Origin of the sequence: uncultured Demequina sp. (assembly GCF_913055775.1) — a bacterium.
GTDB lineage: Bacteria > Actinomycetota > Actinomycetes > Actinomycetales > Demequinaceae > Demequina.
Genome location: NZ_CAJXJX010000090.1, coordinates 1 through 11,189, shown reverse-complemented (window position 1 = coordinate 11,189; position 11,189 = coordinate 1). Strand labels below are relative to the sequence as shown.

The 11,189-nt window shown below is 71.1% G+C and carries 10 protein-coding genes and 1 pseudogene; 3 read left to right on the top strand and 8 right to left on the bottom strand.

Annotation, left to right across the window (positions count from 1 at the left end; genetic code table 11):
- Window positions 1-204, top strand: a pseudogene (locus QZ483_RS09765) (thiamine-phosphate kinase); the annotation flags it as partial.
- Between the two features lie 96 nt (window positions 205-300).
- Here the strand turns inward: QZ483_RS09765 and rpmB are convergent.
- The gene (rpmB, locus tag QZ483_RS09760; RefSeq protein ID WP_061962473.1) at window positions 301-492 is read right to left on the bottom strand and encodes a 50S ribosomal protein L28; all 192 of its coding nucleotides are present in this window, start codon (window positions 490-492) and stop codon (window positions 301-303) included.
- 213 nt (window positions 493-705) lie between these two features.
- Between rpmB and QZ483_RS09755 the strand changes: the two genes are divergently transcribed.
- Together QZ483_RS09755 and QZ483_RS09750 are read left to right on the top strand one after the other, a co-directional pair.
- A complete protein-coding gene (locus QZ483_RS09755; RefSeq protein WP_297083429.1) occupies window positions 706-2,211 on the top strand; it encodes a DAK2 domain-containing protein in 1,506 nt (501 codons plus the stop codon).
- Entirely contained in the window at window positions 2,208-4,439 is a 2,232-nt protein-coding gene (locus QZ483_RS09750; protein WP_297083427.1) for an ATP-dependent DNA helicase RecG, read from the top strand. Before QZ483_RS09755 ends, QZ483_RS09750 begins: the two co-directional genes overlap by 4 nt.
- 17 nt (window positions 4,440-4,456) lie before the next feature.
- Here QZ483_RS09750 and QZ483_RS09745 read toward each other — a convergent pair whose 3' ends face one another.
- From QZ483_RS09745 to QZ483_RS09715, 7 genes are all read right to left on the bottom strand, one after another.
- Entirely contained in the window at window positions 4,457-5,758 is a 1,302-nt protein-coding gene (locus tag QZ483_RS09745) for an aspartate aminotransferase family protein (RefSeq protein WP_297083425.1), read from the bottom strand.
- A 79-nt stretch (window positions 5,759-5,837) separates the two neighbouring features.
- Window positions 5,838-7,031: an ABC transporter substrate-binding protein gene (locus QZ483_RS09740; RefSeq protein WP_297083423.1), complete on the bottom strand. Its 1,194-nt coding sequence runs from the start codon at window positions 7,029-7,031 to the stop codon at window positions 5,838-5,840.
- Window positions 7,032-7,099: 68 nt separating this feature from the next.
- Window positions 7,100-7,879 (bottom strand): ABC transporter permease, encoded by a 780-nt coding sequence (locus QZ483_RS09735; RefSeq protein WP_297083422.1) that lies wholly within the window; start codon window positions 7,877-7,879, stop codon window positions 7,100-7,102.
- Window positions 7,876-8,676, bottom strand: coding sequence for an ABC transporter ATP-binding protein (locus QZ483_RS09730; protein WP_297083420.1), 801 nt, complete (start codon window positions 8,674-8,676; stop codon window positions 7,876-7,878). The genes QZ483_RS09735 and QZ483_RS09730 overlap by 4 nt, the downstream gene beginning before the upstream one ends.
- Entirely contained in the window at window positions 8,673-9,563 is an 891-nt protein-coding gene (locus tag QZ483_RS09725; RefSeq protein ID WP_297083418.1) for an ABC transporter permease, read from the bottom strand. The genes QZ483_RS09730 and QZ483_RS09725 overlap by 4 nt, the downstream gene beginning before the upstream one ends.
- Window positions 9,560-10,576 carry a TIGR03842 family LLM class F420-dependent oxidoreductase gene (locus tag QZ483_RS09720; protein ID WP_297083417.1) on the bottom strand — a complete coding sequence of 339 codons (1,017 nt, stop codon included), beginning with the start codon at window positions 10,574-10,576 and terminating at the stop codon, window positions 9,560-9,562. Before QZ483_RS09720 ends, QZ483_RS09725 begins: the two co-directional genes overlap by 4 nt.
- A 56-nt stretch (window positions 10,577-10,632) precedes the next feature.
- Window positions 10,633-11,189 (bottom strand): amidohydrolase family protein (locus QZ483_RS09715; RefSeq protein WP_297083415.1); only part of this gene is annotated, 557 nt, incomplete at its 5' end.

The window sequence follows — 11,189 nt, the reverse complement described above, 5'->3', positions numbered from 1 at the left end:
GCCGATGCGCTGGCGACCCCCGAGGAAGCGCTCGCCTGGGCGGTTGCTGGGGGAGAAGACCACCACATGCTGGCGACTTTCCCGCGCGCATCGGCGGTCCCGGCTGGCTGGCATGTGGTGGGAGAGGTGCGCTCGGGCGATGGCGGGCTGCTCATCGATGGCGCGCCGCCGCAGTCGCTCGGGTGGGATCACTTCGGAGTGTGAGCCCGCGTGGGCGCCCGGGTGGCCGCGACCTGCGCCGGACATGCGAAAGGCCGATGTCCCCGAAGGGATCATCGGCCTCTTGCGAGATGCGCCGGGTCAGACGGCGCGCTGGACCTTGCCCGCCTTGAGGCAGGAGGTGCACACGTTCACACGCTTGGGGGTACCCGCCACGACGGCGCGCACACGCTGGATGTTGGGGTTCCAGCGACGCTTGGTACGGCGGTGCGAGTGCGAGATCGAGTGACCGAAGGACGGTCCCTTGCCGCAGACGTCGCAGTTGGCAGCCACGATAGTTCTCCTAAGTTTCACCTGCGCCTCGCCCCGACGGGGCGGCGCCACGATTGACAGCCCGGTGTCGGGCAACCGCACTAGGGTATCCGACAAGGCCCCTTCGCGGCAAACGGGCTCGCGGGCCCGCATGGCGGCGTGCTCTCATCGTGCCACCATTGAGGCGAGACCACGCCCCGCCGGGGGCCATGATGGACGCGGATGGGAGGACGGATGGCGGAGACCGCAGACCTGCGACGCTGGCTCGAGGCCGGCGCTCGGGCGGTCCACCACGCGCGCGATCGCCTCGACGCCATCAACGTCTTTCCCGTGCCCGACTCGGACACCGGAACCAACCTCTACCTGACGCTGCAGGAAGGCAACCGCGCGGTCGCGAAGCTGGGCGCGGACGCCACCCATCGTGAGGTTGTCGCGGCATTCGCGCGCGGAGCCCTCGTGGGTGCGCGCGGCAACTCGGGCGTGATCGTGAGTCAGTACCTCACGGCGTTCCTCTCAGCGATCGACGCTCGCGGCGGCCTGGGAGGCGCGGATGCGCCCGCGATCGCCCGCTCGCTCGACGTGGCCGCGGACGCCGCCTACCGGGCGGTGGGCTCTCCGGTCGAGGGCACGATCCTGACGGTCGCTCGGGCCGCAGCCAAGGGAGCCGCCGACGCCGTCGACGCCCAGGCAGGCCGCGAGGCGACGGCGGTGGCCGCCGTGATCGCCGCGCGCGCCGCGCTCGCGCTGACGCAGGAGCAGCTGCCGAGTGCCCGTGAGGCGGGAGTGGTCGACGCCGGCGCTGCCGGTCTGGTGCTGCAGCTCGAGATGCTGGCCGAGACGCTCGCGGGACGCGACGCCCTCGCGGCCCTCGACGAGGTCGAGTGGGAGTCCGCCGACCGCGTCCGCGGCGTTCACGCCGAAGGCGAGCACAGCCGCGACCATGGCGGCGCATACGAGGTCATGTTCGTCATGAAGTCCGAGGAGGACGTCAGGGAGGCGCTCACGGGCGAGCTCGAGACCATCGGCGACTCCGTCGCCGTGACGGGAGCCCACGACCTGTGGCAGGCGCACGTCCACACCGACGAGCCGCACCGCGCGGTCGAGAGCGGCATCCGGGCGCGAGCACGGCAGATCGTCGTGCGCAACGTGCAGTTGGGGCACGATGCCGACAGGGCCCAGACCGGCATCGTGGCTCTGACCTCGTGCCCGGGCCTTGCGGAGCCGCTGGCGGACGCCGGGGCCGTGGTGCTCGTGGTCGCCGATCCCCTCGCGCTCAAGAGGCGAGCGCTGCGCCGAGCCGTGAAGGATGCCTCGGGCACGGCCGCGGTCGTCGTTGCGGGACACCCGGCGCTCCGTGCGGCCGCCGACGAACTTGCCCGCAAGCGCCGGCGGCCCGAGCTCACCGTCCTCGATGCTCAGCACGAGGCGCACGTCGTCGCCGCCGTCGCGGCCGCCGCGCTGACGACGCCGGGCCAGGATCTCGCCGCTCAGATGGCTGCGGCAGTCGCCGGCACCGCCGTCGGCGAGTCGACGGGCGACGCGCTCGACGCGGACGTGGACCGCATGATCGATCCCAGCACGGAAATCGTGACCCTGGTGCTCGCGTCAGGCGTGCCCGACTCCGTTGCCGATGCCGTCCGGATCTCGGTCCACGGCGCGGCGCCTTCTGCCGATGTGAATGTCTACCAGGGTGGACACTCCGAGCCTGCGGTGATCATCGGGGTCGAGCGGGCGCTGTGAGCGACCCAGGCGACCGGCTGTCGGAGCCGCTGGGCAGAGTGCTCGGCACCCGCACCGCGGGAGGCCTGGCGAAGCTGGGCCTCGAGACCGTCGAGGACCTGCTCCGGCATTACCCGCGCCGCTATGGCAGCCCGGGTGAGATGACGGACATCCGGTCGCTGGTCGCCGGCGAGCACGTCACCGTGATGGCTCAGGTGAGGTCCGCGCAGGTCCGGTCCATGCGCTCGCGCGGGGGAGCGATGCTCGAGGCTGTCGTGACGGACGGTCAGGACACGCTCCAGCTGACGTTCTTCGCCAAGCGCGCCGGGGTGCTGCGCATGCACGAGTCCAAGCTCAAGCCCGGGAGGACCGGCCTGTTCACCGGCACGGTGGGCGAGTACCGCGGCCGCCGCCAGCTGACCCACCCGGACTACCTCATCGTGGGGGTGGACGCGGCGGATGAGGATGAGGCGATGCTTGAGGCCTCCCGGCCGATCCCCATCTATCCGGCCGTCGCTGCCGTCCCGACCTGGCGCATCGGCCGCTCCGTGAGAACCGTGCTCGACCCCCTCGGCGAAGCCGACGTCCCCGACCCGATCCCCGCGGAGATCCGCGGCGAGCGCGGGCTGCCGACGCTGCTCGAGGCGCTCCGCGCCGTGCACCTCCCGCGGGACGACGCCGAGTGGAGGCGCGGGCGCGACCGGCTGCGCTTCGAGGAGGCGCTCGTGCTGCAGACGGCCCTCGCGCGCCGCCGCGCCGCGCGCGAGGAACTCGCCGCTGTACCCCGCCCGGCCGCGGGAGAGCTGGTCGCCGCGCTCGACGAGCGCCTGCCGTTCCCGCTCACCGGGTCTCAGCGCGACGTGGGAGAGACCATCTCCAGGGACTTGGCGAGGTCGGCGCCCATGCTGCGTCTGCTCCAGGGCGACGTGGGCGCAGGCAAGACCGTGGTGGCGCTGCGTGCGATGCTCCAGGTCGTCGAGGCCGGAGGTCAGGCGGCGCTGCTGGCGCCCACCGAGGTGCTGGCGGCTCAGCACCTGCGGACGCTCGAACAGCTGCTGGGGTCGCTGGCCCACGGCGGGATGCTCGGCGGTGACGAGCGCGGCACGCGGCTCGCGCTGCTCACGGGCTCGCAGGGGTCGAAGGCGCGCCGCTCGGCGCTCGCGGACGCCGCATCCGGTGCGGCCGGCATCGTGGTCGGCACGCACGCGCTCCTCGGTGAAGGTGTGCAGTTCGCGGATCTGGGCCTCGTCGTGGTCGACGAGCAGCACCGCTTCGGGGTCGAGCAGCGCGATGCGCTGCGCGCGCGCGGCGATCACCCGCCCCACATGCTCGTGATGACCGCGACGCCGATTCCGCGCACGGTCGCGATGACCGTGTTCGGGGACCTCGAGACCTCGCTGCTGACCGACAAGCCCGCTCACCGGGCGGAGGTCACGACCCACGTGGTGCCCGCCGACAACGAGGCGTGGCTGGCGCGCGCGTGGGCCCGGGTGCGCGAGGAGGTCGATCAAGGCCGGCGCGTCTACGTGGTGTGCCCGCGCATCGACGCCGACGATGAGGCCGAGGAGGACGCCCTCGCTTCCGAGCCTCCCGAGGGCGAACTCGACCTCGCGGCTGCGGCTGCGGACCGCCCGCCGCTGGCCTCCGTCACCCAGACCGCCGCCCTGCTCGCCGAGCGGCCCGAGCTCGCGGGCGTGCGCATCGGCAGCATGCACGGCCGCCTGACCCCCGAGGCCAAGGACGCCGCGATGTCGGCGTTCGCGTCCGGCGAGGTGCCCGTGCTCGTGTCGACCACCGTGATCGAGGTGGGCGTCGATGTCCCTCAGGCGACCATGATGCTGGTGCTCGATGCCGACCGGTTCGGCATCTCGCAGCTGCACCAGCTGCGCGGCCGCGTGGGGAGGAGCGACCTCGCGAGCCTGTGCCTGCTGGTGTCACGGGCGGAGGACGGCACGGTCGCCAAGGAGCGGCTGGACGCGCTCGCGGCCACGACGGACGGCTTCGAACTGGCGGAGAAGGACGTCGAGCTGCGCCGCGAGGGCGACGTGCTCGGCTCAGCCCAGTCGGGCGGACGCAACTCGCTGCGCCTGCTGCGGGTGGTGCGGGACGCCCCGCTCATCGAGGAGACGCGCACTCTCGCCCGCGCCATCGTGGACGCCGACCCGAGCCTGAGCGAGAACCCCGCCCTCGCATCGGCCCTCGAGACCTGGCTGGGGGACGAGCGCGAGGAGTTTCTCGAGCGCGGCTGAGCCACGCGCCTACCTGCTCACTGCGCGGCGGGCAGCGCGCCGATCACCCGGTCGAGCACGTCGAGGCCCGCGGATGCGTCCTCCGGCGTGATGACGCACGGCGGCACCACGTGGATCCGATTGTCCGCGACGATGGGCAGCACGCCGCCCGCTATCAGGCCGTTCTTCACCGCCGTGACCGTCGCCGGCGCGGCCGGCTCACGGGTCTGCGCGTCCGCGATCAGCTCGACCGCCCAGAACACGCCCTTGCCGCGCACCTCGCCCACGACGTCGGGACGAGCGGCGGCCAGGGCGTCGAGGCGGGGCCGGAAGACGGACTCGCCTACGGCCTTCGCGTTGTCGACGACGCCCTCCGCCGCGAGTGCGTCGAGGCTCGCGACGATGGACGCCATCGCCAGCGGGTGGCCGGAGTAGGTGAGGCCGCCGGGGAAGACCCTGTCGGCGAAGTGCTGCTCGACCCGCGCGGAGATCATGACGCCGCCCACCGGGACGTAGCCGGAGTTGACGCCCTTGGCGAAGGTGATCAGGTCCGGCGTCGCGCCGAACGCGTCGAGCGCGAGCCACTCGCCCGAGCGGCCGAAGCCGGCCATGACCTCGTCGAGGATCATGACGATCCCGAACTCGTCGCACAGCGCGCGCACGCCGGGGAGGTAGCCGTCCGGCGGGACCAGCACACCCGCGGTGCCGGGAATGGTCTCGAGGATGATCGCCGCAATCCCGCTCGGGCCCTCGGCCTCGATGGTGCGGCGCAGGTGCCGCAGCGCCCGCTCGCACTCCTCATCCGGGGTCGTGGCGTGGAACTCGGACCGGTACAGGTACGGCGTGAAGACGTGGACGTGATCGGTCGCGTACTCGTTGGGCACGCGCCGCCAGTCCCCGGTCGCGACCACGGCGGCACCGGTGTTGCCGTGATACGAGCGGTAGCCGGAGATGACCTTGCGCCGGCCGGTGAGCTGGCGCGCCATGCGGATCGCGTTCTCGTTGGCATCAGCGCCGCCGTTGGTGAAGAAGACCCTCGTGAAGCCCTCGGGAGCGCGCTCGATCACCTTCCGGGCGGCCTCGCCGCGCACGGCGATGGCGTGCTGCGGGGCGACCGTGGTGAGCTGCTCGGCCTGCTCCTTGATGGCCTCGACGATCGCGCGGTTCCCGTAGCCGATGTTCGCGTTGATCAGCTGGCTGGAGAAGTCGAGCAGCTCGCGGCCGTCCTCGTCCCACAGGCGAGTGCCCTCGGCGCGCGCGATCGTGAGCGGCGCGAGCGCTGCCTGCGCGGACCACGAGTGGAACACGTAGGAACGGTCGTTGCTGAGCGTGTCGGTCATGGGGTCACCTCTGTCATTTCTGCGCGGATGAGCGGTGGAGGGGCGGCGGCCGTCCGCCGCCCCTCCACCCTGGTGACTGCTACTGGCCGCCCTCGGTGAGCTCGACCTCGAGGGGGGTGTACGTCCCCTCGACCTCGACGCCCTCGTCGGCGAGCTCGGCAAGCGCCGCCTCGATGTACTCGTTCGAGTATGCCGACTCCGCGGGCTCCGCGGTGATCAGGTTGAGGCCGTCCTGGTTGACCGCGGCGAGCGCGCCGGCGACCGTCTGGTCCCAGGCACCCGAGTCGATCACGCCGAAGTCGGCACCGGTCCAGATGAGCTTGTTGACCTCGTTCATCTGCCACAGCTGGTGCACGGGGCCCACCGGGTAGGCGAGCTCGGCATTGACCGCGTAGTCGTAGACGATGGTCGCGGCCTCCTCCGGGTTGTCCCGGGCGAAGATCCATCCCTGGGTGACGGCCTTGAGGAAGCGCACGGCGGCGTCCGCGTAGGCCGGGTCCTCGTCGAGTCGGGCCGTGTCAGCCCAGATCGCGTCCTGGAGCATCGCGCCGGAGGTGTCCTGGTAGGACACGACGTTGAAGTCCTCGGGCTGGTACAGCTCGCCGGTGTCCGGGTTCACGACCTCGAGGACCTGCGCCCACTCGTTGTAGGTCATCGCCTGGGCGGCGTCGACGTCGCCGTCCAGCAGGGCATTCATCGAGAAGTCCTGCGTGGTGATGGACACGGTGGTCGAGTCGAGGCCCTCGTCCGCCATGGCGGCGAAGATCTCCCACTCGTTGCCGAAGCCCCACGAGCCGATCCGCTTGCCCTCGAAGTCCGCGACGGACTCGATGCCGCTGTCCTCCCACGACACCTGGAGGGTGCCGGAGCTCTGGTAGACCTGGGCGATGTCGGTGAGCTCGACGCCGGTGGCCTCGAGGGTGCCGAGGACCTTGGGCACCCACGCGATCGCGAAGTCGACGTCACCGGCCACGAGCGCGTCCTGCGGGACGATGTCGCCGCCCGACGGCACGATCTCGACCGAGTCGAAGCCCTGCTCCTCGAAGTAGCCCTGGTCGAGCGCCACGTAGTAGCCCGCGAACTGCGCCTGAGGCAGCCACTGCAGCTGCAGGGCGACCTCCGTGAGCGGCTCGAACTCCTCGGTGGTCTCCTCCGACGTGGAGCCCTCGGTGGGCTCGTCCGCGGAGTCGCCGCTCGAGCACGCGGCGAGCGTGAGCGTGGTGAGGGCGACGGTGGACGCGGCGATCATGCCGCGTCGTGTGCTGAGTCTCATGCTGAACCTTTCTTGCTGCTGCTGTCGATGGTGCGGTGGTTCCGGTGCTGCGGGTGGTGCTGTGCCGGCTACGCCGACGATCGCCTCGACGCGAGCCGCTCGAGTAGCGACGCGACGAGGAAGAATGCGAGGCCGATGATGATGCCGCCGGCGACATAGGCCCAGGCGAGATCGGCGCGGCCGGACTTGGCGTACGTGGCGATGGCGGTGCCGATGCCCTCCGCGGGGCCGCCGAAGTACTCGGCGACCAGCGCGGAGATCACTGCGAGCGAGCTGGCGAGCCGCAGTCCCGTCGTGAGGTACGGCAGCGCCGTGGGGAAGGTCAGGAAGCGGAATGTCTGGTCCGAGGTCGCGCCCGATGCGCGGAACACGTCGCGGTGGACGGCTCGCGTCTGCCGCAGGCCGCGCAGGACGTTCACGAAGACCGGGATGAACGCTGCGAGTCCCGCCACCGCCTGGCGGCCGAACTGGCTCGACGCCCCGAACATCGTGTTGAGCACCGGAGTGATCGCGACGATGGGCACGACCGCGAGCGCCGCCACGAGTGGAGCGGCCATGCCGTCGACGGCCCTGGACCTCGCCGCCAGCGCAGCGAGCGCGATGGCGACCGCGGATCCGACGAGCAAGCCGATCAGCGCGTTCGTGCCCGTGACGAGCATGTCCGCCCAGATGATGTCCCAGCGCGCGATGAGCTCCTGCAGGATCGACACGGGGTCCGGGAGCATGCGCGGGGCCGCCCCGAGAACGGACGTGTAGAGCATCCACAGGCCGAGGCCGATGACGCCCACCGCGATGGGCGCGACGTAGCGCGCCCATCTGGGCAGCGCGCGGGGCTCGACGGGGGTCATCGCTCGTTGGGCCTGTCGACGTGCGTGCCGTGCAGCGCCTCGCGGACGGCCGTCACGCGTTCGAAGTACGCCGGGGACTCGCGCAGCGCCTCGTCGCGCTCGCCGGCCAGCGAGACGTCGATGATGTCGGTGATGCGGCCCGGACGCGGGCTCATCACGACCACGCGGTCGGACAGGAAGACCGCCTCCGGGATCGAGTGGGTGACGAAGACCACCGCGGCCTGCGTCTCCGCCGCGATGCGCGTGAGCTCGGACTGGAGGTACTCGCGGGTCATCTCGTCGAGCGCGCCGAAGGGCTCATCCATGAGCAGCAGGCGGGGCTGTGAGGCCAGTGCGCGCGCGATCGCGACGCGCTGCTGCATCCCGCCGGAGAGCTGGTCCGGGTGGTGGTCGACGAACTCGTCGAGCCCCACGAGGGCGGTGAGCTCATCGACGCGAGCGGCGCGCGTGCGCTTGTCCTGCCCGTGCAGCTGCAGGGGCAGGCCGATGTTGTCGCGAACCGTGCGCCACGGCAGGAGTCCCGCCTGCTGGAAGGCGATCCCGTAGTCCTGATCCTGGCGAGCCTGGCTCGCTGACTTGCCGAAGATCTCCAGAGTGCCGCCGGTGGACGTCTCGAGGTCGGCGATGAGCCGGAGCAGGGTGGACTTGCCGCAGCCCGACGGGCCGATCAGCGACACGAACTCGCCCGCGGCGACCTCGAGGTCCACTCCCGCCAGGGCGGTGACCTCGCCCCGCGATCCAGTGAACACCTTGTCGACGCCCGTGGCCTTCACGGCGGCAGGCAGTGCGCTCGTCATGAGGTGGCCTCTCCTCTTCTGTAGTCCTTGAGCCCGACGCCGATGAGGGCGACCGAGCCGGCGGCGATGAGTCCCAGGACGACTGCGCCGAAGATGGGTCCCCACGGCGCCGCGGGGTCCGACGACCCCTGGCCCGCGAGCTGGATGAGCATGCGCCCCAGCCCTCCGCGCATGCCGATGGACACCTCCGCGACCACGACTCCCAGGACGGCGTTGGCCGCCGCGAGACGCAGCGCGGGCAGCAGGTGCGGCACGGCGGCAGGAAGGCGCAGGCGCACGAGCGTGGGCCAGTACCCCGAGCCGTACGTGCGCATGAGGTCGAGGTGGATGCGATCCGGCGACTGGAGGCCGCGCAGGGCTCCCACCGCGACGGGGAAGAACGCCAGGTAGGACGCGATGACCGCGACCGACAGCCATTGCGGCCACGGAGTTCCCGAGCGATCGATCTGGTTGCCGATCGCATTGATCACGGGGGCGAGGGCGATCAGCGGCACCGTCTGGCTCACGACGATCCACGGCAGCAGCCCCCACTCGAGAAGGCGCCAGCGCTGCATGACGAGCGACAGCCCGAAGCCAACCAGGACGCCGATGAGCCAGCCGACCACGGCGATGCCGAGCGTGACGGCGGCGGCCGCCGCGACCGACACGATCAGCGCAGGGGAGTCGCCGCCCGAGGTGGGCTCGAACAGGCGCACGATCATCGACCACACGTGGGGCATGGCGCGGTCGTGGGTGCGCGGCAGGATGATCTGCCCTGATCCCGCGTCGCCGGTGTCGCCGACGGTCACGCCCTCGGCGGGCCCCAGGTACTTGTAGAGCTCCCACGCCACGACGACTGCCAGGACGCCGGTGACGCCCCAGCCGATGCTCGTCGCGCGGGTGGTCATGCGGTGGCCGTGACCTGCTCCGCGACGCCGGGGATGACGTGCTCGCCATACTGGCGAAGCGTCTCCTCCTTGTTGTCGTGCTGGAGGTAGCCCGCGAACTGCGTGCAGCCCGCGTCGCGCAGCTCGGTCAGCTTCTCGATGTGCTGATCGGCGGTGCCGAGCACGCAGAAGCGATCCACGATCTCGTCGGGGACGAAGTCCGTGTGCGAGTTCCCGGCGCGACCGTGCTCGTTGTAGTCGTAGCCCTGACGGCCCTTGATGTAGTCCGAGAGCGCGGTGGGGATCGAGCCGCTGTCGCCGTACTTCTCGACGATGTCCGCCACGTGGTTGCCCACCATGCCGCCGAACCACCGGCACTGCTCGCGCATGTGCTCCCAGTCCTCGCCCACGTACATGGGGCCCGACACGCAGAACTCGAGGGACTCAGGGTCCCGTCCGGCGTTGTCCGCGTTGGTCTTGACCGTGTCGATCATCCAGCGGGTGATGTCCACGTCCGCGCACTGGAGGATGAACCCGTCGCCCACCTCGCCAGCGGCCTTGAGCGCGAGCGGGCCGTAGCCGGCCACCCACACCTCGAGCTCGCTGGAGCGCGCCCACGGAAAGCGCAGCGTCGCGCCGTTGTGCTCGACCTCACGGCAGTTCGCGAGCTCCCGGATCACGTGGATCGACTCGCGCATCTCACGGACGCTGACGGGCTTGCCGTTGAGAGTCCTGACGGCGGAGTCGCCCCGGCCGATCCCGCACACCGTGCGGTTGCCGTACATCTCGTTGAGCGTGGCGAAGGTCGAGGCGGTGACCGTCCAGTCGCGCGTCGCCGGGTTGGTGACGTAGGGCCCGACCTTGATGCGATCGGTCTGCGCGAGGATCGCGCTGTGGATCACGTAGGGCTCCTGCCACAGCAGGTGCGAGTCAAACGTCCACGCGTGGGAGAAGCCGTACTCCTCGGCCATGCGGGCGAGCGCGACGGTGCGCTGGGCGGGCGGGTTGGTCTGCAGGACCACGCCGAAGTCCATGGGGGCCTCCTGGTGCCGGGCCCGGTCGCGCCGGGCGGTGGGTGACGGGCGGTCGTCTAGATCAGGTACTGCGACAGTCCGCGCTTGAGGAACGAGCCGTGGCCCTTGGCCCCGTGGAACTCGCCATCGCTGACCAGCACGGAGCCACGCGAGATCACCACGTCCACGTGACCGTCGATCTCGTAGCCCTCCCATGCGGAGTGGTCCATGTTCATGTGGTGGGTCTTGTCGACGCCGATCGACGTGTGGCCGTTCGGGTCGTACACCACGATGTCCGCGTCCGCGCCGGGCTGGATCACGCCCTTCTTGCCGTAGAGGCCGAACATGCGTGCCGGGGTGGTCGACGTGAGCTCGACCCACCGCTCCAGGGTGATCTGGCCGGTGACGACGCCCTGGTACATGAGGTCCATGCGGTGCTCGACCGAGCCGATGCCATTGGGGATCGCGCGGAAGTCGCCCTTGCCGAGCTCCTTCTGGTCCTTCATGCAGAACGGGCAGTGGTCGGTGGAGACCACCGCCAGGTCGTTGGTGCGCAGGCCACGCCACAGGTCGGCGCGGTGGGGTTCGTGCTTGCTGCGCAGCGGCGTGGAGCAGACCCACTTGGCGCCTTCGA

Bases quoted from the DNA above. Each gene is read 5' to 3' on its own strand.
- QZ483_RS09755 (WP_297083429.1), top strand. From the start codon at position 706: ATGGCGGAGACCGCAGACCTGCGACGCTGGCTCGAGGCCGGCGCTCGG.
- QZ483_RS09745 (WP_297083425.1), bottom strand. From the start codon at position 5,758: ATGACCGACACGCTCAGCAACGACCGTTCCTACGTGTTCCACTCGTGG.
- QZ483_RS09740 (WP_297083423.1), bottom strand. From the start codon at position 7,031: ATGAGACTCAGCACACGACGCGGCATGATCGCCGCGTCCACCGTCGCC.
- QZ483_RS09735 (WP_297083422.1), bottom strand. From the start codon at position 7,879: ATGACCCCCGTCGAGCCCCGCGCGCTGCCCAGATGGGCGCGCTACGTC.
- QZ483_RS09730 (WP_297083420.1), bottom strand. From the start codon at position 8,676: ATGACGAGCGCACTGCCTGCCGCCGTGAAGGCCACGGGCGTCGACAAG.
- QZ483_RS09725 (WP_297083418.1), bottom strand. From the start codon at position 9,563: ATGACCACCCGCGCGACGAGCATCGGCTGGGGCGTCACCGGCGTCCTG.
- QZ483_RS09720 (WP_297083417.1), bottom strand. From the start codon at position 10,576: ATGGACTTCGGCGTGGTCCTGCAGACCAACCCGCCCGCCCAGCGCACC.